This is a genomic window from Streptomyces sp. V3I7, from assembly GCF_030817495.1.
Classification (GTDB): domain Bacteria; phylum Actinomycetota; class Actinomycetes; order Streptomycetales; family Streptomycetaceae; genus Streptomyces.
Genome location: NZ_JAUSZK010000001.1, coordinates 4,584,624 through 4,608,169 on the forward strand (window position 1 = coordinate 4,584,624; position 23,546 = coordinate 4,608,169).

Sequence of the window (23,546 nt, forward strand, 5' to 3'; positions counted from 1 at the left end):
GCGCCGGCGAGCGTCTTCTAGGCAACAAGAAAGCCGCTTGGCAGTTCGCCTAGCACTCTGGCTAGGGCTACCAAACGGCTTCTTGAAGCACATTTTCGCAGGTCACTGCGGTTCTGTGCCCCCGGCAGGATTCGAACCTGCGCACACGGCTCCGGAGGCCGTTGCTCTATCCCCTGAGCTACGGGGGCGTGTCGATTGTGGAGCTGACTGCTCGCGGCGACGGGTAGAACACTACCAGCTCCGGTGGGGTGTTCAGGAACGGGTTTTGGGGCGGGGGCGGGGTGGGTCCCTCGCGCGGGTGGAAGTGGGGAAAAGCCGGACGCGGTGGCCCGTGCGGACCTACTCTCGAGTTGTGTCGGGCGCGTCGGGTCGGGTGCTTGTTGTCGACGACAACAAGGTCATCCGGCAGCTGATCAGGGTCAATCTCGAGCTGGAGGGTCTCGAGGTGGTGACCGCGGCTGATGGTGCCGAGTGTCTTGAGATCGTTCACCATGTGCGGCCCGACGCCGTGACTCTCGACGTCGTCATGCCTCGGCTGGACGGGATCGGTACCGCCGCCCGGCTCCGTGCCGACCGGCGCACTCGTGATCTTCCTCTCGCCATCGTCAGCGCCTGTACGCAGCACGAGATCGAGAGCGGCCTCGACGTCGGGATCGACGCCTTCCTCGCCAAGCCCTTCGACCCCGCCGAGCTCGTACGCGTCGTACGGCAGCTCCTCGAGTGCGGAAGGGACAGGCGGAGTGGGGACGGAGGCGGTGACGGTGACGGTGACGGCAGCGTCCTCGACATCGACGGTGCGTCGGGCCTTGCCGCAGAGCGGAGCGGGCACACCGAGCGCGCCGCCGGGCCCGCCTGAGCCTGCCCAAGTCCGCCCCCACCCCCATCCAAACCCCACCCCCACCCCAAACCACCTCGCACCCCCACCCCCCTCCTCCCATACCCTTGTCCCGTGACTCCCGTCGAGCTCTCCCGTACCGTGCTGGGCGCGGTGCGTCGTGCTGTCTCGGTGGGGGAGCTGGACGTCGGGGTGCCGGAGCGGGCGCAGGTGACCGTGCCGGGGCCCGGGGGGTGGGGGGACTACGCCACCAACGTCGCGCTCCAGCTCGCCCGGGCCGCCGGGCAGCCGCCCCTCCGGGTGGCCGAGATCCTGCGGGCGCATCTCCTCGACGCGGACGGTGTCGGTGACGTCGTCGTCACCGGGCCCGGGTTCCTCAACTTCAGCCTGCGCAGCGACGCCGGCCCGGTCGCCGCCCTCGTGCGGGAGATCCGGGAGCGCGGCGCCGCCTACGGTCACGGTGACGCCCTCGCCGGAGAGGTTGTCGAGCTGTGGGTGCCGTACGACGTCCGGGCCGAGGTCGTCGCTGATGTGCTCGGGCGGATCATCGCGACCCAGGGTGGCCGGGTCGAGGTCGTGCACGAGGAGCCCGTCAATCTGCGGCCCGTTCCAGCGCCCGAGGATCCCGCGCCGCTCGGGGCCGACGCCGCCCAGTGGGCCCTGCTCCACCCCGCCCTCCACGACCGGCCGCGCATCACCGCCGATCACCTGGTCCAGCGCGAGGGCAACCCCCTCTTCCGCGTCCGCTACGCCCACGCCCGCACCCGGGCGCTCACGCGCAACGCCGCCGACCTCGGCTTCACGGCCGACCCCGGTGACGTGGACGCGCCCGAGCTCGTCACCGCCCTCGCCGACCACCCCCGTTTCCTCGCCGTGGCCGCCGCCCGCCGCGCCCCCGACCTGCTCGGTGACGTGGACGCCTCCGAGCTCGTCACCGCCCTCGCCGACCACCCCCGAGTCCTCGCGGCGGCTGCCGCACGCCGTGCCCCCGACCGGCTCGCCCGGCATCTCGTCACCGTCGCCGACGCCGCGCTGCCCTTTCTGTTCACCGTCCTCCCGCTCGGCGAGGAGAAACCCTCGGCCGCCCACCGCGCCCGGCTCGCGCTCGCCGAAGCCGCCGGGACGGTGCTGGCCGGCGGCCTCTCCCTGCTCGGCATCGACGCACCCGATCACCTTTGAGAGCGGAGAGGGCGAGCTGCGGTCACCAGCACCAGCGGCCAGAGTGGACCCGAGCGACCGTGACCAGCGGTCAGCCGCCGAGTCCCGCCCCCGCCCCCTGCGCCCCAGAGACAGACTGAGAGATCCAGAGAGCCACCGTCATGAGCCGTTCCGCACACCCCGCCGGGCCCCGCTACGCCGACGTCCTCCCCGAGGGCCACTACCACGCGCCGCCCGCCGACCTCAACGCTCTCGACCCCAAGGTCTGGTCCCACACCGTCACGCGCACCGACGACGGAGTCGTCAGCGTCGGCGGGATCGAGGTCACCCGGCTCGCCGAGGAGTTCGGCACGCCGGCGTACGTCCTCGACGAGACCGACTTCCGGGCCCGGGCCCGTGCCTGGCGCACCGCCTTCGGCACCGACGCCGACGTCTTCTACGCGGGCAAGGCGTTCCTGTCGCGCGCCGTCGTGCGGTGGCTGCACGAGGAGGGGCTGAACCTCGACGTCTGCTCCGGCGGCGAACTCACCACCGCCCTGTCCGCGGGCATGCCCGCCGAGCGCATCGCCTTCCACGGCAACAACAAGTCGGAGGACGAGATCCGCCGGGCCGTCGAGGCCGGCGTCGGACGGATCGTCCTCGACTCCTTCCAGGAGATCGTCCGGGTCGCCCACATCGCCCAGTCCCTCGGCACGCGGCAGAAGGTGCAGATCCGCATCACCGTGGGCGTCGAGGCGCACACGCACGAGTTCATCGCCACCGCCCACGAGGACCAGAAGTTCGGGGTCCCGCTGGCCGGTGGGCAGGCCGCCGAGGCCGTACGGCGGGCCCTTCAGCTCGACGGGCTCGAACTCATCGGCATCCACAGCCACATCGGGTCGCAGATCTTCGACATGTCCGGGTTCGAGGTCGCCGCCCACCGGGTGGTCGGGCTCCTCAAGGACATCCGCGACGAGCACGGCATCGAGCTGCCCGAGATCGACCTCGGGGGCGGGCTCGGTATCGCCTACACGAGCGACGACGACCCGCGTGAGCCGCACGAGATCGCCAAGGCGCTGACGGAGATCGTCACGCGTGAGTGTGAGGCCGCCAAGCTGCGTACGCCTCGCATCTCCGTCGAGCCCGGCCGCGCGATCGTCGGACCCACCGCCTTCACGCTGTACGAGGTCGGCACCATCAAGCCCCTCGACGGGCTGCGGACGTACGTCTCCGTCGACGGCGGCATGTCCGACAACATCCGCACCGCGCTGTACGACGCCGAGTACAGCGTCGCGCTCGTCTCGCGCACCTCCGACGCCGAGCCGATGCTCGCCCGGGTCGTCGGCAAGCACTGCGAGAGCGGCGACATCGTCGTGCGCGACGCGTTCCTGCCCGCCGACCTGGCGCCGGGGGACCTCATCGCGGTGCCGGCCACCGGCGCGTACTGCCGGTCCATGGCCAGCAACTACAACCACGTGCTCCGGCCGCCCGTCGTCGCGGTGAACGACGGCGAGGCCCGGGTCATCGTCCGGCGGGAGACCGAGGAGGACCTCCTGCGGCTCGACGTCGGCTGACAGCCGGAGCAGACCCGGAGCAGACCCGGAGCAGACCCGGAGCACACCCCGCACTCCGGGACCGGAGGGCACGCGCTGCCCTCCGGTCCCGGAAAAATGAAAGAGGCGTCTCATGATCCGGACTTTGGGCAGAAATCCCCCTCCGGTACGTGAGACTGGTTCAACGGTCGACTCATGAGGAAACGAGGTCGGATGATGCGTACGCGTCCGCTGAAGGTGGCGCTGCTGGGCTGTGGGGTTGTCGGCTCAGAGGTGGCGCGCATCATGACGACGCACGCCGACGACCTCGCCGCGAGGATCGGCGCCCCGGTCGAGCTCGCGGGGGTGGCCGTACGGCGGCCGTCCAAGGTCAGGGAGGGCATCCCGGCCGACCTCGTCACCACCGACGCCACTGCCCTGGTCAAGCGCGGGGACATCGACGTCGTGGTCGAGGTCATCGGCGGCATCGAGCCCGCCCGTACGCTCATCACCACCGCCTTCGAGCACGGCGCCTCCGTCGTCTCCGCCAACAAGGCCCTGCTCGCCCAGGACGGGGCCGCCCTGCACGCCGCCGCCGAGGAGAACGGCCGGGACCTCTACTACGAGGCCGCCGTCGCCGGCGCGATCCCGCTGATCCGGCCGCTGCGCGAGTCCCTCGCCGGCGACAAGATCAACCGCGTGATGGGCATCGTCAACGGGACGACCAACTTCATCCTCGACAAGATGGACTCGACGGGGGCGGGCTATCAGGAGGCCCTCGACGAGGCCACCGCGCTCGGGTACGCCGAGGCCGACCCCACCGCCGACGTCGAGGGCTTCGACGCCGCCGCCAAGGCCGCCATCCTCGCCGGGATCGCCTTCCACACGCGCGTGCGCCTCGACGACGTCTACCGCGAGGGCATGACCGAGGTCACCGCCGCCGACTTCCGCTCGGCGAAGGAGATGGGCTGCACCATCAAGCTCCTCGCCATCTGTGAGCGGGCCGCGGACGGGGGGTCCGTCACGGCGCGCGTGCATCCCGCGATGATTCCGCTGAGCCACCCGCTCGCCTCCGTGCGCGGCGCGTACAACGCCGTCTTCGTCGAGTCCGACGCGGCCGGGCAGCTCATGTTCTACGGGCCCGGTGCCGGCGGTGCGCCGACCGCATCCGCCGTGCTCGGTGACCTCGTCGCCGTCTGCCGTAACCGGCTCAACGGGGCCACCGGGCCCGGCGAGTCGGCGTACGCCGCGCTGCCCGTCTCGCCCATGGGCGACGTCGTCACGCGGTACCACATCAGCCTCGACGTCGCCGACAAACCGGGTGTCCTCGCCCAGGTGGCGACCGTCTTCGCCGAGCACGGGGTGTCCATCGACACTGTTCGGCAGCAGGGCAAGGACGGCGAGGCCTCTCTCGTCGTCGTAACCCACCGCGCGTCCGACGCCTCCCTGTCCGGGACCGTCGAGGCGCTCCGGGGGCTCGACACCGTGCGCGGTGTCGCCAGCATCATGCGGGTTGAAGGGGAGTAACGAGCAATGACCCACCAGTGGCGCGGAATCATCGAGGAGTACCGGGACCGGCTGCCGGTGTCCGACTCCACGCCGGTCGTGACGCTCCGCGAGGGCGGTACGCCGCTCGTGCCCGCCCAGGTGCTCTCCGAGCGCACGGGCTGCGAGGTCCATCTGAAGGTGGAGGGTGCCAACCCCACCGGGTCCTTCAAGGACCGCGGCATGACCATGGCGATCAGCAAGGCCAAGGAGGAGGGCGCCCAGGCGGTCATCTGCGCCTCCACGGGCAACACCTCCGCCTCCGCCGCCGCGTACGCCGTGCGCGCGGGGATGGTCTCGGCCGTCCTCATCCCGCAGGGCAAGATCGCGTTCGGCAAGCTGGGCCAGGCCCTCGTGCACGGCGCGAAGATCCTCCAGGTCGACGGCAACTTCGACGACTGCCTCGCGCTCGCCCGTGGACTGAGCGACAACTACCCGGTGGCGCTGGTCAATTCGGTCAACCCGGTGCGCATCGAGGGGCAGAAGACGGCCGCCTTCGAGATCGTCGACATGCTGGGCGACGCCCCGGACATCCATGTGCTGCCGGTCGGCAACGCGGGCAACATCACCGCGTACTGGCGGGGGTACCGGGAGTACGCCGCCGACGGCATCGCCGGCCACACCCCGCGCATGTGGGGCTTCCAGGCGTCCGGCAGTGCGCCGATCGTGCGCGGTGAGGTCGTCAAGGACCCGTCGACCATCGCCACCGCCATCCGTATCGGCAACCCCGCCTCCTGGCAGTACGCCCTCCAGGCGCGCGACGAGTCGGGCGGCCTCATCGACGAGGTGACGGACCGTGAAATCCTGCGCGCCTACCGGCTGTTGGCCGCGCAGGAGGGCGTCTTCGTGGAGCCCGCGTCCGCCGCGTCGGTGGCCGGTCTGCTCAAGGCGGCCGAGCAGGGCAAGGTCGATCCGGGCCAGCGCATCGTGTGTACCGTCACCGGCAACGGTCTGAAGGACCCCGACTGGGCCGTCGCCGGAGCCCCGCAGCCGGTCGTCGTCCCGGTCGACGCGGCCGCCGCGGCCGAGCGGCTGGGCCTCGCCTGACGTACCGACGGGGAGTCCCGAGGGAGTCCCCCGGCGGCCTTCTCGCCAGGGGGACTCCCTCGAACTCCCCGGGACTCCTATAAGGGGGTGCACGAGGGGCTTGCGACACGCATCGTGCGCCTCCTGTGCGCCCTATGTCGCCGCGGAACCTTCCTTCGATAGGCTGTAGGGAACCCGCCCGCTGCATATGCCTTCGCATACGGCGCGGTGCCGTGCCGCTCTTGCGGCCTGAGGGCCTTCCCACGTGTCCGTATCGCAGTCATTCGACCTTCACGCAGCTCAAGGAGAGTCATCGAGCGATGGCCGGTCCAGCGTTCCGTGCCGCCGCCGTCCGGGTGCGCGTCCCCGCCACCAGCGCCAACCTCGGTCCGGGCTTCGACGCCTTTGGCCTCGCGCTGGGGCTCTACGACGACGTGGTCGTCCGGGTGGCCGACTCCGGGCTGCACATCGACATCGCGGGTGAGGGCGGCGACACGCTCCCGCGCGACGAGCGGCATCTGCTCGTACGCTCCCTGCGCACCGCTTTCGACCTGCTCGGCGGGCAGCCCCGCGGCCTGGAGATCGTCTGCGCCAACCGCATTCCGCACGGGCGCGGCCTCGGCTCCTCCTCCGCCGCCATCTGCGCCGGCATCGTAGCCGCGCGGGCGGTCACGATAGGCGGAGAGGCGCGGCTCGACGACACGGCGCTGCTCGAACTCGCCACCGAGATCGAGGGGCACCCCGACAACGTGGCGGCCTGTCTGCTCGGCGGTTTCGCCTTGTCCTGGATGGAGGGCGGCTCCGCCCGCGCCATCAGGGTGGACCCGGCCGATTCCATCGTTCCGGTGGTTTTCGTGCCCGGAAAACCGGTGCTCACCGAGACCGCCCGCGGTCTGCTCCCGCGCACCGTGCCGCATGTCGACGCCGCGACCAACGCGGGCCGCGCCGCCCTGCTCGTCGAGGCGCTCACCCGGCGCCCGGAGCTGCTGCTGCCCGCCACCGAGGACCGTCTGCACCAGGAGTACCGCGCCCCCGCCATGCCGGAGAGCGCCGCACTGGTGGAGCGACTGCGCGCCGACGGGATCCCGGCCGTCATCTCCGGTGCCGGCCCGACCGTCATGGCGCTGACCGACGAGGACACCGCCGACAAGGTGGAATCCCTGGCCGGCGCGGACTGGGCAGCCAACCGGCTGAGCCTCGATGTGCGGGGAGCGAGCGTGCTGCCGCTTGCGCACTGACACACGATTGCCGGATTTCGAGAGGGGGAATGTTTGTTGGATCCGGTAGTGTTAACCTCAAGTCTGCACCCGACCTCCACCATGGCGAGGTGCTTCATGTCCCCGTCCGGGACAGACATTCTTCCGGGAGCCTCCCAAGCCACTCCATGTTCCGTACGTCGTACCTGGGCAGCATGCCGTACGTGACATTGAGCAGGCCGCAGGGCACGCTCCGGAATCGGTGCTACCACGCCACGTGACACAGGCTGTGACGATTCAGGTAGCGCCATCACCAGATATCTCTTCCGCCGTTTCGGGCGGACCACCGCCCCGGCTTGGTTCACAGAGACAGGACCACTGCCGGACAGCACAACCGGTCGCCGAGCCAGACAGGCCGACGTCCGCTCCAGGGAAGGACCCTTCGTGAGCGACACCACCGATCTGATGGGCGCACGTGTCGAGGAGACCGCTGCCGCGCCCGCCACGGACTCCGCGCCTGCCACCGGTGCCGGCTCCCGTCGGCGCCGCGGTACCGGCCTCGACGGCATGGTGCTGGCCGAGCTGCAGCAGGTCGCATCCGGCCTCGGCATCAGGGGTACCGCGCGGATGCGCAAGAGCCAGCTGATCGAGGTCATCAAGGAGGCGCAGGCCTCCGGCGGCGCCGCTCCGGCTGCCAAGTCCGGTGACGCCGCCGAGGCCAAGCCGAAGCGCCGCGCCACCTCCCGCACCCGTACGGGCGACGAAGCCGAGAAGAAGGCGGAGTCGGCCACCGGGGCCCCCGCCGAGAAGGCCCAGCAGCAGATCGACATTCCTGGTCAGCCGGCTGGGGGCCCCTCCCGCGATGGGGGTACCTCCCGCGCGAGCGCAGCCGAGCGTGGGGGAGAAGCCGAGCGTGGGGGAGACGAGGGCGCCGGTGAGCGCCGCCGCCGTCGTGCGACCGCCGAGGCGGGCAGCCCCGAGACGGTTTCCGCCGAGGCGAAGGGCGAGTCCCCCAAGCTCTCGGCTTCGCTCGAGCAGGGAGGTGCCCCCACCGCCGAGGCGCCCGCGCAAGGCGAGGCCAAGGGCGACGCCGGCGAGGGTGCCGAGGGCCGTGGCCGCCGCGACCGCCGAGAGCGTGGCCGTGACCGTGACCGCGATCGTGACCGTGACCGCGACCGCGACCGCCGCGGCAAGGGCGGCGACGACCAGCAGGGTCAGGGCCGTCAGGACCGTCAGCAGCAGGGCCAGGGCGGCGGCCGTCAGGACCGGCAGCAGCAGGACGACGACGACTTCGAGGGTGGCCGCCGTGGCCGTCGCGGCCGCTACCGCGACCGCCGTGGCCGTCGTGGCCGCGACGAGATGGGCGGCCCCGAGCCGCAGCTGGCCGAGGACGACGTCCTGATCCCCGTCGCGGGCATCCTCGACATCCTCGACAACTACGCCTTCATCCGGACCTCCGGCTACCTGCCGGGCCCGAACGACGTGTACGTCTCCCTCGCCCAGGTCCGCAAGAACGGCCTGCGCAAGGGCGACCACATCACCGGTGCGGTCCGTCAGCCCAAGGAAGGCGAGCGCCGCGAGAAGTTCAACGCGCTGGTCCGCCTCGACTCCGTCAACGGCATGGCGCCCGAACACGGCCGCGGTCGCCCGGAGTTCAACAAGCTGACGCCGCTGTACCCGCAGGACCGGCTCCGCCTGGAGACCGAGTCGGGCGTGCTGACCACCCGCATCATCGACCTCGTGTCGCCGATCGGTAAGGGCCAGCGCGGTCTGATCGTGGCCCCGCCGAAGACCGGCAAGACCATGATCATGCAGGCGATCGCCAACGCGATCACGCACAACAACCCCGAGTGCCACCTGATGGTCGTTCTGGTCGACGAGCGTCCGGAAGAGGTCACCGACATGCAGCGGTCGGTCAAGGGCGAGGTCATCTCCTCGACCTTCGACCGTCCGGCCGAGGACCACACCACGGTCGCCGAGCTCGCCATCGAGCGCGCCAAGCGTCTGGTGGAGCTGGGTCACGACGTCGTCGTGCTGCTCGACTCGATCACGCGTCTGGGCCGTGCGTACAACCTCGCCGCCCCCGCCTCCGGCCGCATCCTGTCCGGTGGTGTCGACTCGACCGCGCTGTACCCGCCGAAGCGCTTCTTCGGTGCCGCGCGCAACATCGAGGACGGCGGCTCGCTCACCATCCTGGCCACGGCGCTCGTCGACACCGGTTCCCGCATGGACGAGGTGATCTTCGAGGAGTTCAAGGGCACCGGCAACATGGAGCTCAAGCTCGACCGGAAGCTCGCCGACAAGCGCATCTTCCCGGCGGTGGACGTCGACGCGTCCGGTACCCGTAAGGAAGAGATCCTGCTCGGCGCCGAGGAGCTCAGCATCGTCTGGAAGCTGCGCCGGGTGCTGCACGCGCTCGACCAGCAGCAGGCGATCGAGCTGCTCCTCGACAAGATGAAGCAGACGAAGTCGAACATCGACTTCCTGACGCAGATCCAGAAGACGACGCCGGCCCCCGGGAACAACGACTAGTCGTTCGTCCTTCGCCGGCGCAGTCCACCAAGGGCCGTCCCCTTTCACGGGGACGGCCCTTCGGCTTGTCGCCCTCCGGGATAAGATCTCGCCCTTCGGTCGGCTTTTCGACCGTCGTATCTCTTATCCCTAGGGGGGACTTGAGTGGGTACACCCACGTCCGGGGGCGGACGGCACAGACGCCGGATACGTATCGCCCTTCCCGTCGCCGCGGCCGGTGTCGCCGCGGCCGTCGGCGCCGCGCTGATGGTCTCGTCCGCCGGTGCCGCGAGCGCCGCGCCGACGCCCACGGTGAAGCCGGCGCTCGGCTCACCGTCGTACGCCACGCTGGAGAAGCGCATCGCCGGCGCCCTGGCCGGTGACGACACCGCCGGGCAGACGACCACGAAGTCGTCGCAGAGCGCGAGCACCGGCACCGTCGACGCGAAGATCATCGGTGGTCAGCAGACCACGATCTCCACGGCGCCGTTCATGGCCCAGCTCTGGTACTACGACGACCGGGGCACCGCCGACGAGAGCGACGACATCGGCTTCTTCTGCGGCGGCTCCGTCGTCTCACCGACGAAGATCCTCACCGCCGCGCACTGTGTCCAGGGCTACGACTGGAACGCCAACGGCGCCGTCCTCACGGGCACGTCGCAGTTGCCGACCAGCGACAGCTCCGGTGGCACGGACCTGCACGGCGGCACCGCCACCGGCGTCCAGCGCCAGTGGAACCACCCGTCGTTCAGCATGCGCACGATCGACAACGACATCGCCGTGCTCACGCTGGCCGCTCCGGTCCGGGCGACGCCGATCCGGATGGTGACCTCCGGCGACACCGCCTCGTACACGGCGGGCAAGAGCGCCACGCTCTACGGCTGGGGCCGCACCAGCTCCACCAGCCAGGACATCTCCGAGACGCTGAAGACGGCGACCCTGCCCCTGCAGTCGGACACCACCTGCTCGCGCTACTACGACACGGACTTCATCGCCGGCCACATGGTCTGCGCGGGCGACCCGGCCAGCGGCAGCGACGCCGGCACCACCTCCGCCTGCAACGGCGACTCCGGCGGCCCGCTCATCGTCGACAACCGGATCGTCGGCGTCGTCTCCTGGGGTGTGCAGGACTGCGTCGCGAAGGGCGCGTACAGCGTCTTCTCCAAGGTGCGGACGTACGTCGGCGCCGCCTACGCGCAGGTCGACGACGCGAACCTCAGCTACGCCGACGCCAAGGCCGACCTGTGGGTGCGCAACGCCTCCACCAAGACCGGCTACGAGAAGGACTCCAAGGGCACCTCGTTCGCCACACGCGAGTCGTGGGGCGACTGGAACGGCGTCAACGTCGTCCTGCAGACCGACCTCGACCGGGACGGCATCCAGGACCTCGTCGTCCGCGAGAGCTCCACGGGCGACGTCTACTGGATGCACTACGTCGTGTCGAGCGGCTCCTGGTCCCGGTCGAAGATCTTCAGCGGCTGGACGACCCGGACCCGCATCGTCGTCCCGGGCGACGTCACGGGTGACTATCTGCCCGACCTGCTGTCCGTCGACTCCGCCGGCGCCCTGTGGATCTACCCCGGCAAGGGCAACGGCACCTTCGCCACCCGCGTGCAGGTCGGCACCGGCTGGAACCAGTACAACTCCCTGCGCGGACACGGCGACTTCACCGGCGACGGCAAGGCCGATCTGATCGCGCGCCAGAAGAGCACCGGCGACATCTACCTGTACAAGGGCACCGGAACCTCGGGCAGCGGGGCCTTCTCGACGCGGGTCAAGGTCCGCTCCGGCTGGACGTACAACGCCTTCGACGCCGTCGGTGACATCACCGGCGACGGCAGGGCCGACTTCCTCGCCCGCACCACCGGCGGCACGCTCTACCTGTACAAGGGCACCGGCAAGGCGACCAGCGAGATCTTTGCCACAAGGGTCTCCGTCGGCACCGGTTTCCAGCAGTACGACATCTTCGGCTGAAACCGCAGGTGAGCGGGGCACGCCCCGGCCCGCCCCGCTACCCACCGTGCCCACCGCACCACGCGGTGGGCACGGTGCGTTGTGCAACGCTTTCCCGAGTTTCGCCCGCTGACCAGGCGAAGCACGACGATGGTGCGGGCGACCTGGTCCGGCCTCGCGGCAGGGGGTACACGACCCGATACGAGAACCGAGGAGCACATGTCCGCCCAGAGCACTCCGGACCCCGGCATACCCGAGCCCGGCGCGTACGGCCCCGGCCGCATCGAGGGCCGCCGCCGTACGACCCGCGGCAAGGCCCTGCGGATCGCGGCCTGGACGGCGGCCGGCATCGTCGCGCTGGGCGGCACGGGTGCCGGCTACGTGTACTTCAAGCTCAACGGCAACCTCAAGAGCGTCGACATCGACCAGGCCCTCGGCGCCGACCGGCCGCGCAAGGTCGACAACGGCTCCGAGAACATCCTGGTCCTCGGCTCGGACACCCGCGCCGGCGGCAACGCCAAGCTCGGCGGCGGTGACGACGACGGAAGCTCCCGCTCCGACACGGCGATGATCGTCCACGTCTACCAGGGGCACCGCAAGGCGAGCGTCGTGTCCATCCCGCGCGACACCCTCATCGACCGGCCGTCGTGCACCTCCGCCGACGGCACCGAGCACCCCGCCGCCTCCGACGTCATGTTCAACTCCGCGTACGCCACCGGCGGCGCGGCCTGCACCGTGCGGACCGTCGAGTCCCTCACCGGCATCCGCATGGACCACTACCTGGAGGTCGACTTCGCCGGCTTCCAGCGGTTCGTCGACGACCTCGGCGGCGTCAAGGTCACCACGACCAAGCGCATCAGCGACCCCAACAGCCATCTGCACCTGGCCGCCGGCACCCACCGGCTCACCGGCCGCGAGGCCCTCGGCCTGGTCCGCACCCGGCACGGCGTCGGCGACGGCTCCGACCTCGGCCGCATCCAGCTCCAGCAGGCCTTCGTCAAGGCCCTGGCCGACCAGGCCAAGCAGGTCGGCGTCCTCACCAGCCCGCAGAAGCTGTACCGGCTCGCCGACACCGCCACCAAGACCGTCACCACGGACTCCGACCTGGGCTCCGTCAACTCCCTGATGGACTTCGCGAACGGCCTCAAGGGCATCGGCCCCGCGCACATGACGATGGTCACCATGCCGGTCCAATACGACCCCGCCGACCCCAACCGCGTCCTCGTACGGAAGGCGAAGGCCCGGCTGATCTGGCACGCCCTGGAGCACGACCGGCCGATCCCGGCGTCCGCCACCAAGGGCGCGGCGACCGGCGGCGCCAAGGGCGTCGTCCGGTCCTGACCGGCCCGCCCGCCGCCGGGGAATAGTCGGCCGCCGCCCCCGGTTTTGGGGTATGGCGCCAGTCCTGGCAGACTGGTACGTCGGCTCCGGTTCACGCGGCCGCAACCCGCGGACGCGACCCGGCGCCCTCCCGGATCTAGGAGACACCTTGAAGCGCGACATCCACCCCGAGTACGTCGAGACGCAGGTCAGCTGCACCTGTGGCGCGTCGTTCACCACTCGTAGCACCATCGGCTCCGGCACCGTCCGTGCCGAGGTCTGCTCCGAGTGCCACCCGTTCTACACGGGCAAGCAGAAGATCCTCGACACCGGTGGCCGTGTGGCCCGCTTCGAGGCCCGCTTCGGCAAGGCCGCCGGCTCCAAGTAGCGAGCCCCCATTCGCCGGTCCACGGCTGCGCCCGCCCCAGGGCGCGCCGGGACCGGCGTTTTTGGTCGCCCGCCCCTTTTGCCCGCACGTATTCAGGAGCCCACCATGTTCGAGGCTGTCGAGGAACTGGTCGGTGAACACGCCGACCTGGAGAAGAAGCTCGCCGACCCGTCGGTGCACGCCGACCAGGCCAACGCGCGCAAGCTGAACAAGCGCTACGCCGAGCTCACCCCGATCGTCGCCACGTACCGCTCCTGGAAGCAGCACGGTGACGACGCCGAGACCGCACGTGAACTGGCCGCCGACGACCCGGACTTCGCCGCCGAGGTCAAGGAGCTGGAGAAGCGGCGCGAGGAGCTCACCGAGAAGCTGCGCCTCCTGCTGGTCCCGCGCGACCCCAGCGACGACAAGGACGTCATCCTCGAGATCAAGGCGGGCGCGGGCGGCGACGAGTCGGCCCTGTTCGCCGGCGATCTGCTGCGCATGTACCTGCGCTACGCCGAGCGCGTGGGCTGGAAGACCGAGATCATCGACTCCACCGAGTCCGAGCTGGGCGGCTACAAGGACGTCCAGGTCGCGGTCAAGACCAAGGGCGGCCAGGGCGCGACCGAGCCCGGCCAGGGCGTGTGGGCCCGGCTGAAGTACGAGGGCGGCGTGCACCGCGTGCAGCGCGTGCCGGCCACCGAGTCCCAGGGCCGTATCCACACCTCCGCCGCCGGCGTCCTGGTGACCCCGGAGGCCGAGGAGATCGACGTCGAGATCAACCCGAACGACCTGCGCATCGACGTCTACCGGTCGTCAGGCCCCGGCGGCCAGTCCGTCAACACCACCGACTCCGCGGTGCGCATCACGCACATCCCGACCGGTGTGGTGGCCTCCTGCCAGAACGAGAAGAGCCAGCTCCAGAACAAGGAGCAGGCGCTGCGTATCCTGCGCTCCAGGCTGCTCGCCGCCGCGCAGGAGGAGGCCGAGCGGGAGGCCGCGGACGCCCGCCGCAGCCAGGTCCGCACCGTCGACCGCTCCGAGAAGATCCGGACGTACAACTACCCGGAGAACCGCATCTCGGACCACCGCGTCGGTTTCAAGGCGTACAACCTGGACCAGGTCCTGGACGGCGAGCTCGACGCGGTCATCCAGGCCTGCGTCGACGCGGACTCGGCGGCGAAGCTCGCGGCCGCGTAGGGCGGACCGGCACGACGCCGCGCAAGGCGACAACGAAGCACCGAGCACCGGAGGACGAGCGTGCAGCATCATCTTGGGGGGCGACCCCCGAACCCCCGCGGTCTGCTGCTCGCGGAGGTGGCCCAGGCCACCCAGCGGCTGGCCGACGCCGGCGTGCCCTCGCCGCGCAACGACGCGGAGGAGCTCGCCGCCTTCGTGCACGGCGTCAAGCGCGGCCAGCTGCACATGGTCAAGGACGCCGACTTCGACGCCCGGTACTGGGAGGTCGTGGCCCGCCGCGAACAGCGCGAGCCGCTGCAGCACATCACCGGGCGCGCCTACTTCCGGTACCTGGAACTCCAGGTCGGGCCGGGCGTGTTCGTGCCGCGCCCGGAGACCGAGTCGGTGGTCGGCTGGGCCATAGACGCCGTACGCGCCATGGACGTGGTCGAGCCGCTCATCGTCGACCTGTGCACCGGCTCGGGCGCCATCGCGCTCGCGCTCGCGCAGGAGGTGCCGCGCTCGCGCGTGCACGCCGTGGAACTCTCCGACGAGGCGCTCCGCTGGACCCGCAAGAACGTGGAGGGGTCCCGGGTCGACCTGCGCCAGGGCAACGCCCTGGACGCCTTCCGCGACCTGGACGGCCAGGTCGACCTCGTCGTCTCCAACCCGCCGTACATCCCGCTCACCGAGTGGGAGCACGTCGCCCCCGAGGCCCGGGACTACGACCCCGAACTCGCCCTGTTCTCCGGCGAGGACGGCCTCGACCTGATCCGCGGCCTGGAGCGCACCGCGCACCGGCTGCTGCGCCCCGGCGGCGTCGTCGTGATCGAGCACGCCGACACCCAGGGCGGCCAGGTGCCGTGGATCTTCACCGAGGAGCGGGGCTGGGCCGACGCGGCCGACCACCCCGACCTCAACAACCGCCCGCGGTTCGCGACCGCCCGCAAGGCGCTGCCGTGAGCGTCCCGAAGGCAGTTTTTCCTGAAGTCCCGCAGTACGTGTACTTCGTGTACGAGGAGGCCCGCTAGACATGGCACGGCGATACGACACCAATGACGCGACCGACCGTGTGACGGGTCTGCGCGAGGCCTCCTCCGCCGTCCGCCGGGGCGAGCTCGTGGTGCTGCCGACCGACACGCTGTACGGCATCGGCGCCGACGCCTTCTCCGCGGAGGCCGTCGCCGACCTGCTCGCCGCCAAGGGCCGGGGGCGCAACATGCCCACCCCTGTCCTCATCGGCTCCCCGAACACGCTGCACGGCCTCGTCACGGACTTCTCCGAGCAGGCCTGGGAGCTCGTCGACGCGTTCTGGCCGGGCGGCCTGACGCTCGTCGCCCGGCACCAGCCGTCCCTGCAGTGGGACCTCGGGGACACCCGGGGCACCGTCGCCGTGCGCATGCCGCTGCACCCGGTCGCCATCGAGCTGCTCACCGAGGTCGGCCCCATGGCCGTGTCCTCGGCGAACCTCTCCGGCCACGCCGCCCCCGAGGACTGCGACGCGGCCCAGCGGATGCTCGGCGACTCCGTCTCCGTGTACCTCGACGCCGGCCCGACGCCCGGCAACGTCCCGTCGTCGATCGTCGACGTCACCGGCGCCGTGCCCGTGCTGCTGCGCGAGGGCGCCCTGACCGCGGACGAGCTGCGCAAGGTCGTACCCGACCTCGAGGTGGCGAATTGACAGCCCCTGGAGCGGGGCGCGGCATAGGCCTTGGGGAAAGCCCCGCGGAGATCACGACGACGTTCGGGTTTCCGCGCGACACCTTCCGCATCCTTCACGTCAGCACCGGCAATGTGTGCCGCTCGCCGATCACCGAGCGGCTGACCCGCCATTTCGTGGCGGAGCGGCTCGGCGTACTCGGCGGCCCGCTGGTCGTCGAGAGCGCGGGCACCTGGGGCCACGAGGGTGCGCCCATGGAGGCCCACGCGGAGACCGTGCTCGCCGAGTTCGGCGCCGACCCGGGCGGCTTCACGGGCCGTGAACTCCTCGACGACCACGTGATCATGGCGGACCTGGTGCTGACCGCGACCCGCGACCACCGAGCCCAGGTGATCTCCATGGGCCACTCCGCGGGCCTGCGCACCTTCACGCTGAAGGAGTTCACCCGCCTGGTCCGCGCGATCGACCCGACGACCCTGCCGTCCCTGGACGACGGGGTGGTCACCCGCGCCCGCGCCCTGGTCCGCGCCGCCGCCGCCCTGCGCGGCTGGCTCCTGGCCCCGGACGCCGAGGCCGACGAGGTCCACGACCCCTACGGCGCCCCACTGCCCTTCTTCCGCTCCGTCGGCGACGAGATACACGACGCCCTGGACCCGGTGGTGACGGCGCTGACCGGGGTGCCTGCGCGGATGTGACGCGGGCGGGGCCCTCCGGGAGCGAGGGGGCGTGGGGGATCGGTCCCCTATGGCGTACCGCTGACGTTCTTGCGTCCGGTCGGGGGGCGAGATACACGACGCCCTGGACCCGGTGGTGACGGCGCTGACCGGGGTGCCTGCGCGGATGTAGCTGACGGGCGGTCCGTGTGGATGGGGTGTGTCCGCGCGGATGTGGTGTGTCCGCGCGGATGTGGTGCGTCCGCGCGGATGTGGGGCCGGGCGGCTTTTGTCGGGGGAGTGGTGGCGATACCGGGCGCCGCGTATCGCCCGGGCCTACATTGGACCTACGCCGGACCCATGTCCCCGCCGTCGCCCGGGAGCCCACCATGGCGGTCACCCCTACCCTTGAGACGGACGTCCTGCGCCACCAGGACCCCGAAGTCGCCGAGATCCTGCTCGCGGAGCGCACGCGGCAGGCGACGACGCTCCAGCTGATCGCCGCCGAGAACTTCGCGTCCCCGGCCGTCCTGGCCGCGCTCGGCTCCCCGCTCGCCAACAAGTACGCCGAGGGCTACCCCGGCGCCCGCCACCACGGCGGCTGCGAGCTGGCCGACGTCGCCGAGCGGGTCGCCGTCGACCGCGCCACGGCGCTGTTCGGTGCCGCCCACGCCAACGTCCAGCCGCACTCCGGCTCCCTGGCCGTCCTCGCCGCGTACGCCGCCCTGCTGCGCCCCGGGGACACCGTCCTCGCCCTCGGCCTGCCCTACGGCGGCCACCTCACGCACGGCTCCCCGGCGAACTTCTCCGGCCGCTGGTTCGACTTCGTGGCGTACGGGGTGGACGCCGAGACCGGGCTCATCGACCACGACCAGGTACGGGCGCTGGCCAGCGCCCACCGTCCCAAGGCGATCGTGTGCGGCTCCATCGCCTACCCCCGGCACATCGACTACGCCTTCTTCCGGGAGGTGGCCGACGAGGTCGGCGCCCATCTCATCGCCGACGCCGGCCATCCCATCGGACTCGTCGCCGGGGGAGTGGCGCCCAGCCCGGTGCCGTACGCCGACATCGTCTGCGCGACCACGCACAAGGTGCTGCGGGGGCCGCGCGGCGGGATGATCCTGTGCGGCGCGGAGCTGGCCGAGCGGGTCGACCGGGCCGTGTTCCCGTTCACCCAGGGCGGCGCGCAGATGAACGCCGTCGCCGCCAAGGCGGTCGCGTTCGGCGAGGCGGCCACCCCGGCCTTCAGGAGGTACGCCCGCCAGGTCGTCGCCAACGCCCGGGTACTGGCGGCCGAGCTGGCCGACGAAGGCCTCGCCGTCACCACCGGCGGCACGGACACGCACCTCATCACCGTCGACCCCGCCCCGCTCGGCGTCGAGGGACGTACCGCCCGCGGCCTGCTCGCCGCCGCCGGCCTGGTCCTCGACTGCTGTGCGCTGCCGCACGCCGACGCCCGGGGCCTGCGCCTGGGCACGGCCGCGGTCACCACCCAGGGGATGGGCGAGGCCGAGATGGCCCGGATCGCCGTGCTGCTGGCCGGTGTCCTGCGCGGGGAGATCGACGTCACAGGGGCCCGTGCGGAGGTCCGCGAGCTGGCCGGTAGATTTCCGCCGTACACCGGCTGAGCGGGGGCAGACGCACTGGTGCGGACCTCGTGCGCGGCGCGGGTGCAACCGTTGCCCGCCGCCGGGAAGTCCCCATACATATGTGTGCATCGCTAGTGTGTGGGGCTGTGATGGCCAGCGAGACCTGTGGGGAAGCTTGTGCGTGAATACCTGCTGACGCTCTGCATCACGGCCGCGGTGACGTATCTGCTGACAGGGCCGGTACGGAAATTCGCGATCGTGGCGGGAGCCATGCCGGAGATCCGGGCACGTGACGTGCACCGGGAACCAACTCCGCGCCTCGGCGGGATCGCGATGTTCTTCGGCCTGTGCGCGGGCCTGCTGGTCGCCGATCACCTGACCAGCCTCAACGAGGTCTTCGCCAAGTCCAACGAGCCGCGCGCGCTGCTCTCCGGGGCGGCGCTGATCTGGCTGATCGGCGTCCTGGACGACAAGTTCGAGATCGACGCCCTGATCAAGCTCGGCGGCCAGATGATCGCCGCCGGCGTCATGGTCATGCAGGGTCTGACGATCCTGTGGCTGCCCATCCCCGGCGTCGGCAACGTGGCTCTGACCCAGTGGCAGGGCACGCTGCTCACGGTCGCGCTCGTGCTGATCACGATCAACGCGGTGAACTTCGTGGACGGCCTCGACGGCCTGGCCGCGGGCATGGTGGGCATCGCGGCGACTGCGTTCTTCCTGTACTCGTACCGGATCTGGTACTCCTACGGCATCGAGGCCGCCGCCCCGGCGACGCTGTTCGCCGTGATCCTCATGGGCATGTGCATCGGCTTCCTGCCGCACAACATGCACCCGGCGCGGATCTTCATGGGCGACTCCGGCTCGATGCTGATCGGCCTGGTGCTGGCCGCGGGCGCGATCTCGATCACCGGTCAGGTCGACCCGGACGCGCTGAAGCTGTTCGCCGGTTCGGAGAAGGCGGCCGTGCACCAGACGGTGCCGGTCTACATCCCGCTGCTGCTGCCGCTGACCATCATCGCCGTGCCGGCCGCCGACCTGATCCTGGCCATCGTGCGCCGGACCTGGCGCGGCCAGTCGCCGTTCGCCGCCGACCGCGGGCACCTGCACCACCGGCTGCTGGAGATCGGCCACTCGCACAGCCGGGCGGTCCTGATCATGTACTTCTGGTCGGCGCTCATCGGCTTCGGTGCGCTGGCCTACTCGGTGAACTCCGCGTCGATGTGGATCGTGCTCGGCGTCGTCTTCCTGAGCGCGATCGGTCTGATCCTGCTTCTGCTGCCCCGGTTCACCCCGCGGGCGCCCCGCTGGGCCGAGCGCTTCGTGCCGCCGCGCTACCGCCACCGTGAGGCCCTGGCGGCCGTCGTGGCGGGCGACGCGGCGCAGCCGCTCTCCGGGGATCGCGAAGCCCCCGTTCCGGCCGGCGTCGCGGGCGTCAACGGAGCGACCGCCATCGGCGCCCGTACGCGCTTCCTGGATCGGCGCAAGGCCGGAACGCCGCGCTGACGCCCCCTCCTTACCAAGCGGGCAAGGTAAGAATCTGACTAGAGCATTGCCAACTCGTGGGGGAGCAAAGGCCCCCAATATCAGACAAGTCGGTTCTGTTTTTGCTCAGACGCGCGCTTTCACCCTCATGTGTGACACCGGGCACACCAAGCAGGTAAAGACCTCATCAAATAGTTTGTGATACGGTTCACGAGAACCCCGGACAGAACCGAAGGACCGTAATGCGACGGTCCCTTGGCGCGAGGAATTCACCCCTCGAGCCGGGACTACGCTCGTCCATGACGACACCCCTGCCCCCTTGTGAAAGCGGAGTTGCCGCCATGCCGTCCAATGACGCCCGGATCCTGGCCCAGACCGCCGTACCCACGGCTGTCGTCGGTGCGATCGCCACCGTCGTCAGCGCAGTGGTCGCGGGCGGCAAGGGCGCGATCGGGGCCGTCGTCGGAACGCTGGTCGTGATCCTCTTCATGGGGATCGGCCTCTACGTCCTGCAGCGGACCGCCAAATCGCTTCCGCATCTCTTCCAGGCCATGGGTCTGATGCTCTACGCGGCGCAGTTGCTGCTGCTGTTCATCTTCGTCGCGATCTTCAAGAACACGACGCTGTTCAACCCCCGGTCCTTCGCCATCACGCTCGTGGCGACGACGCTCGCGTGGATCATCGCGCAGGCGCGCGCCCACATGAAGGCCAAGACGCTTTACGTCGAGCCCGACTCGACGTCCTCCTTGAACGGTGACAAGCCCGAGAAGTCGGGGCGCTCGTCGTGAGAGGTAGGGCCGGGATAAAGGCGCACGAGAGATGCTGCTATCGTCCGATGCCAACTGCGGCATCGCGGGCGCGGGCATACGAGCTGACGCCTGCTCAATCGCGAGGCAAGATGCCCCACAGCCGCCCCCACACCCGTAACACCAGTCCCGTGCCGAACCGCGGCCGCACGCCGCGCCGACACCACGAGGTTGCCGTACCTATGCGCCACGATGAAGGAGCCCGCGGTGAGTGCTGATCCGACGCAGACGCTCGCTTTCGACTCGAGCTGTCACCTGTTCACCGGGTGCGGCTTCCCGGCTCCGGGCCTGCACTCGTTCCTGTTCAAGCCCATCTGGGGTGACGCGAACAGCAACCTGTACTTCAACAAGCCGATGCTGCTGGCGTTGCTCGGCTCGATCATCGTGGTCGGCTTCTTCTGGGCTGCTTTCCGCAAGCCGAAGATCGTCCCGGGCAAGCTCCAGATGGTCGCCGAGGCCGGCTACGACTTCGTCCGGCGCGGCGTCGTCTACGAGACGATCGGCAAGAAGGAAGGCGAGAAGTACGTTCCGCTGATCGTCTCGCTGTTCTTCTTCATCTGGATGATGAACCTCTGGGCGATCGTTCCGGTCGCCCAGTTCCCGGTCACGTCGATCATCGCCTACCCTGCGGTGCTCGCCCTGATCGTGTACATCGTCTGGGTCAGCCTCACCTTCAAGCGGCACGGCTTCGTCGGCTTCTTCAAGAACGTCACCGGCTACGACCCGTCGCTCGGGCCGGTGCTTCCGCTGGCCATGCTCATCGAGTTCTTCTCGAACCTCATCGTGCGGCCGTTCACCCACGCTGTGCGACTCTTCGCGAACATGTTCGCCGGTCACACGCTCCTGCTGCTGTTCACGATCGCGAGCTGGTACCTGCTGAACGGCATCGGGATCGCCTACGCCGGCGTCTCGTTCATCATGACCATCGTGATGACCGCCTTCGAGCTGTTCATCCAGGCCCTGCAGGCGTACGTCTTCGTGCTGCTGACCTGCACCTACATTCAGGGCGCGCTGGCCGAGCACCACTGAGCGCTCCCCGTCTCCACCCCGTAGTCGTCCGGTGGCCAACCCCCACCGGTCCGTAAAGAAAAGGAAGAACTGGCATGTCCCAGACCCTTGCTGCTGCTGTTTCCGGCTCGCTCGGTTCGCTCGGTTACGGCCTCGCCGCCATCGGCCCGGGCGTCGGCGTCGGCATCATCTTCGGTAACGGCACGCAGGCTCTCGCCCGCCAGCCCGAGGCTGCCGGCCTGATCCGCGCCAACCAGATCCTCGGTTTCGCCTTCTGTGAGGCCCTGGCCCTGATCGGCCTGGTCATGCCGTTCGTCTACGGCAAGTGATCTACGGATCCACGACAGCCCACTAGACGGAAGGCACTGATATGAGCCACCTGGTTCAGCTTGCGGCTGAGGGAGCCGAGAATCCCCTCATCCCGCCGATCCCAGAGCTCGTCATCGGCCTGATCGCTTTCGTCATCGTCTTCGGCTTCCTCGCCAAGAAGCTCCTTCCGAACATCAACAAGGTTCTGGAGCAGCGCCGCGAGGCCATCGAGGGCGGTATCGAGAAGGCCGAGGCCGCGCAGACCGAGGCCCAGAGCGTCCTCGAGCAGTACCGTGCCCAGCTCGCCGAGGCTCGCCACGAGGCCGCGCGCCTGCGCCAGGAGGCTCAGGAGCAGGGCGCCGAGCTCATCGCCGAGATGCGGGCCGAGGGCCAGCGTCAGCGCGAGGAGATCGTCACCGCCGGACACGCGCAGATCGCCGCCGACCGCAAGGTCGCCGCTGCCACGCTGCGTCAGGACGTCGGCCGCCTCGCCACGGAGCTGGCCGGCAAGCTGGTCGGCGAGTCCCTTGCGGACTCCGCCCGTCAGAGCCGTGTGATCGACCGCTTCCTCGACGAGCTCGAGGAGAAGGCCGAGGCCACGCGATGAACGGAGCGAGCCGCGAGGCACTGGCAGCCGCACGTGAGCGTCTCGACGCGCTGACGGACTCCACGTCCGTGGACGCGGGCGCGCTCGCGGACGAGCTGGCGGCCGTCACCGCGCTGCTCGACCGCGAGAGGTCGCTGCGTCGGGTCCTCACCGACCCGGCGCAGCCCGCCGAGGCGAAGGCCGACCTGGCCCACCGCCTCTTCGGCGACAAGGTCAGCGGTCCCGCCGTCGACCTGGTGGCCGGCATGGTGCGGTCCCGCTGGTCGCAGCCGCGTGACCTGGCCGACGCGCTGGAGGAGCTGGCGAACCTCGCCGACCTCACCGCCGCGCAGAAGGCGGGCCGGCTCGACGACGTCGAGGACGAGCTGTTCCGGTTCGGCCGGATCGTCTCCTCGAACCCCGAGCTGCGCGCCGCGCTGACCGACCCCGAGGCCGACGCCTCGGCCAAGGTCGAGCTGCTGCACCGGCTGCTCGGCGGCCGGGCGGACAAGACCACCGAGCGTCTGGTGACCCGCCTTGTGACCGCGCCGGCGGGACGTAGCCTGGAAGCGGGACTCGAGTCCCTGTCCAAGCTCGCCGCCGAGCGCCGGGACCGCATGGTCGCCGTCGTCACCTCGGCGGTACCGCTGAGCGACTCGCAGAAGCAGCGTCTGGGCGCGGCCCTGGCGAAGCTCTACGGCCGCAAGATGCACCTGAACCTGGACGTCGACCCGAACGTGGTCGGCGGCATGCGGGTGCAGGTCGGCGACGAGGTCATCAACGGCTCCATCGCGGACCGGCTCGAGGACGTCGCTCGCCGCATGGCGGACTAGCAGCACATAGACAAGC

The 23,546-nt window shown here is 70.4% G+C and carries 21 protein-coding genes and 1 tRNA gene; 21 read left to right on the top strand and 1 reads right to left on the bottom strand.

The annotated features are described in order from the left end of the window. Positions 1 to 116 precede the first annotated feature (116 nt). Positions 117 to 188: transfer RNA gene (locus QFZ74_RS21555), tRNA-Arg, on the bottom strand. A gap of 164 nt (positions 189 to 352) precedes the next feature. Between QFZ74_RS21555 and QFZ74_RS21560 the strand changes: the two genes are divergently transcribed. From QFZ74_RS21560 to QFZ74_RS21665, 21 genes are all read left to right on the top strand, one after another. After that, on the top strand, positions 353 to 856 hold the full coding sequence (locus QFZ74_RS21560) for a response regulator (protein WP_307622444.1): 504 nt from the start codon (positions 353 to 355) through the stop codon (positions 854 to 856). 93 nt (positions 857 to 949) lie between these two features. Next, positions 950 to 2,014 carry an ArgS-related anticodon-binding protein NrtL gene (gene nrtL, locus QFZ74_RS21565; RefSeq protein WP_307622445.1) on the top strand — a complete coding sequence of 355 codons (1,065 nt, stop codon included), beginning with the start codon at positions 950 to 952 and terminating at the stop codon, positions 2,012 to 2,014. Between the two features lie 140 nt (positions 2,015 to 2,154). Continuing rightward, positions 2,155 to 3,546 carry a diaminopimelate decarboxylase gene (gene lysA, locus QFZ74_RS21570; protein WP_307622446.1) on the top strand — a complete coding sequence of 464 codons (1,392 nt, stop codon included), beginning with the start codon at positions 2,155 to 2,157 and terminating at the stop codon, positions 3,544 to 3,546. 192 nt (positions 3,547 to 3,738) lie between these two features. Continuing rightward, on the top strand, positions 3,739 to 5,031 hold the full coding sequence (locus QFZ74_RS21575; protein WP_307624232.1) for a homoserine dehydrogenase: 1,293 nt from the start codon (positions 3,739 to 3,741) through the stop codon (positions 5,029 to 5,031). A 6-nt stretch (positions 5,032 to 5,037) separates the two neighbouring features. Beyond that, positions 5,038 to 6,096, top strand: a complete 1,059-nt coding sequence (gene thrC / locus QFZ74_RS21580) for a threonine synthase (RefSeq protein ID WP_307622447.1) — start codon at positions 5,038 to 5,040, stop codon at positions 6,094 to 6,096. Positions 6,097 to 6,395: 299 nt separating this feature from the next. Continuing rightward, positions 6,396 to 7,313, top strand: a complete 918-nt coding sequence (gene thrB, locus QFZ74_RS21585) for a homoserine kinase (RefSeq protein WP_307622448.1) — start codon at positions 6,396 to 6,398, stop codon at positions 7,311 to 7,313. Between the two features lie 402 nt (positions 7,314 to 7,715). Next, positions 7,716 to 9,803: a transcription termination factor Rho gene (gene rho / locus QFZ74_RS21590; protein ID WP_307622449.1), complete on the top strand. Its 2,088-nt coding sequence runs from the start codon at positions 7,716 to 7,718 to the stop codon at positions 9,801 to 9,803. Between the two features lie 246 nt (positions 9,804 to 10,049). Then, positions 10,050 to 11,756, top strand: a complete 1,707-nt coding sequence (locus tag QFZ74_RS21595; protein ID WP_307624233.1) for a trypsin-like serine protease — start codon at positions 10,050 to 10,052, stop codon at positions 11,754 to 11,756. A 198-nt stretch (positions 11,757 to 11,954) separates the two neighbouring features. After that, the gene (locus QFZ74_RS21600; RefSeq protein WP_307622450.1) at positions 11,955 to 13,076 is read left to right on the top strand and encodes an LCP family protein; all 1,122 of its coding nucleotides are present in this window, start codon (positions 11,955 to 11,957) and stop codon (positions 13,074 to 13,076) included. A 148-nt stretch (positions 13,077 to 13,224) separates the two neighbouring features. After that, positions 13,225 to 13,443, top strand: a complete 219-nt coding sequence (gene rpmE / locus QFZ74_RS21605) for a 50S ribosomal protein L31 (protein ID WP_307622451.1) — start codon at positions 13,225 to 13,227, stop codon at positions 13,441 to 13,443. Between the two features lie 105 nt (positions 13,444 to 13,548). Beyond that, on the top strand, positions 13,549 to 14,625 hold the full coding sequence (gene prfA, locus QFZ74_RS21610) for a peptide chain release factor 1 (protein ID WP_307622452.1): 1,077 nt from the start codon (positions 13,549 to 13,551) through the stop codon (positions 14,623 to 14,625). 102 nt (positions 14,626 to 14,727) lie between these two features. Then, on the top strand, positions 14,728 to 15,567 hold the full coding sequence (gene prmC / locus QFZ74_RS21615; RefSeq protein WP_307624234.1) for a peptide chain release factor N(5)-glutamine methyltransferase: 840 nt from the start codon (positions 14,728 to 14,730) through the stop codon (positions 15,565 to 15,567). Positions 15,568 to 15,637: 70 nt separating this feature from the next. After that, positions 15,638 to 16,285, top strand: coding sequence for an L-threonylcarbamoyladenylate synthase (locus QFZ74_RS21620; RefSeq protein WP_307622453.1), 648 nt, complete (start codon positions 15,638 to 15,640; stop codon positions 16,283 to 16,285). Continuing rightward, on the top strand, positions 16,282 to 16,959 hold the full coding sequence (locus QFZ74_RS21625; protein WP_307622454.1) for a protein-tyrosine-phosphatase: 678 nt from the start codon (positions 16,282 to 16,284) through the stop codon (positions 16,957 to 16,959). The genes QFZ74_RS21620 and QFZ74_RS21625 overlap by 4 nt, the downstream gene beginning before the upstream one ends. Before the next feature lie 347 nt (positions 16,960 to 17,306). Beyond that, a complete protein-coding gene (gene glyA, locus QFZ74_RS21635; protein ID WP_307622455.1) occupies positions 17,307 to 18,545 on the top strand; it encodes a serine hydroxymethyltransferase in 1,239 nt (412 codons plus the stop codon). A 138-nt stretch (positions 18,546 to 18,683) separates the two neighbouring features. Beyond that, positions 18,684 to 20,009 (top strand): MraY family glycosyltransferase, encoded by a 1,326-nt coding sequence (locus QFZ74_RS21640; RefSeq protein WP_307622456.1) that lies wholly within the window; start codon positions 18,684 to 18,686, stop codon positions 20,007 to 20,009. Positions 20,010 to 20,329: 320 nt separating this feature from the next. Next, positions 20,330 to 20,776, top strand: a complete 447-nt coding sequence (locus QFZ74_RS21645; protein WP_307624235.1) for a hypothetical protein — start codon at positions 20,330 to 20,332, stop codon at positions 20,774 to 20,776. Between the two features lie 210 nt (positions 20,777 to 20,986). Beyond that, a complete protein-coding gene (gene atpB, locus QFZ74_RS21650) occupies positions 20,987 to 21,823 on the top strand; it encodes a F0F1 ATP synthase subunit A (protein WP_307622457.1) in 837 nt (278 codons plus the stop codon). A 74-nt stretch (positions 21,824 to 21,897) separates the two neighbouring features. After that, positions 21,898 to 22,131 carry an ATP synthase F0 subunit C gene (gene atpE / locus QFZ74_RS21655; RefSeq protein ID WP_307622458.1) on the top strand — a complete coding sequence of 78 codons (234 nt, stop codon included), beginning with the start codon at positions 21,898 to 21,900 and terminating at the stop codon, positions 22,129 to 22,131. Positions 22,132 to 22,172: 41 nt separating this feature from the next. Then, positions 22,173 to 22,718 (top strand): F0F1 ATP synthase subunit B, encoded by a 546-nt coding sequence (locus QFZ74_RS21660; protein WP_307622459.1) that lies wholly within the window; start codon positions 22,173 to 22,175, stop codon positions 22,716 to 22,718. Then, positions 22,715 to 23,530 (top strand): F0F1 ATP synthase subunit delta, encoded by an 816-nt coding sequence (locus QFZ74_RS21665; protein WP_307622460.1) that lies wholly within the window; start codon positions 22,715 to 22,717, stop codon positions 23,528 to 23,530. Before QFZ74_RS21660 ends, QFZ74_RS21665 begins: the two co-directional genes overlap by 4 nt. Positions 23,531 to 23,546: the final 16 nt, after the last annotated feature.

Coding starts and splice junctions, on each gene's coding strand:
- atpE (WP_307622458.1), top strand. CDS start 21,898: ATGTCCCAGACCCTTGCTGCTGCTGTTTCCGGCTCGCTCGGTTCGCTC.
- QFZ74_RS21600 (WP_307622450.1), top strand. CDS start 11,955: ATGTCCGCCCAGAGCACTCCGGACCCCGGCATACCCGAGCCCGGCGCG.
- atpB (WP_307622457.1), top strand. CDS start 20,987: ATGAAGGAGCCCGCGGTGAGTGCTGATCCGACGCAGACGCTCGCTTTC.
- QFZ74_RS21665 (WP_307622460.1), top strand. CDS start 22,715: ATGAACGGAGCGAGCCGCGAGGCACTGGCAGCCGCACGTGAGCGTCTC.
- QFZ74_RS21575 (WP_307624232.1), top strand. CDS start 3,739: ATGATGCGTACGCGTCCGCTGAAGGTGGCGCTGCTGGGCTGTGGGGTT.
- QFZ74_RS21660 (WP_307622459.1), top strand. CDS start 22,173: ATGAGCCACCTGGTTCAGCTTGCGGCTGAGGGAGCCGAGAATCCCCTC.
- lysA (WP_307622446.1), top strand. CDS start 2,155: ATGAGCCGTTCCGCACACCCCGCCGGGCCCCGCTACGCCGACGTCCTC.
- prfA (WP_307622452.1), top strand. CDS start 13,549: ATGTTCGAGGCTGTCGAGGAACTGGTCGGTGAACACGCCGACCTGGAG.
- thrB (WP_307622448.1), top strand. CDS start 6,396: ATGGCCGGTCCAGCGTTCCGTGCCGCCGCCGTCCGGGTGCGCGTCCCC.
- thrC (WP_307622447.1), top strand. CDS start 5,038: ATGACCCACCAGTGGCGCGGAATCATCGAGGAGTACCGGGACCGGCTG.
- QFZ74_RS21645 (WP_307624235.1), top strand. CDS start 20,330: ATGCCGTCCAATGACGCCCGGATCCTGGCCCAGACCGCCGTACCCACG.
- glyA (WP_307622455.1), top strand. CDS start 17,307: ATGGCGGTCACCCCTACCCTTGAGACGGACGTCCTGCGCCACCAGGAC.
- QFZ74_RS21595 (WP_307624233.1), top strand. CDS start 10,050: ATGGTCTCGTCCGCCGGTGCCGCGAGCGCCGCGCCGACGCCCACGGTG.
- QFZ74_RS21620 (WP_307622453.1), top strand. CDS start 15,638: ATGGCACGGCGATACGACACCAATGACGCGACCGACCGTGTGACGGGT.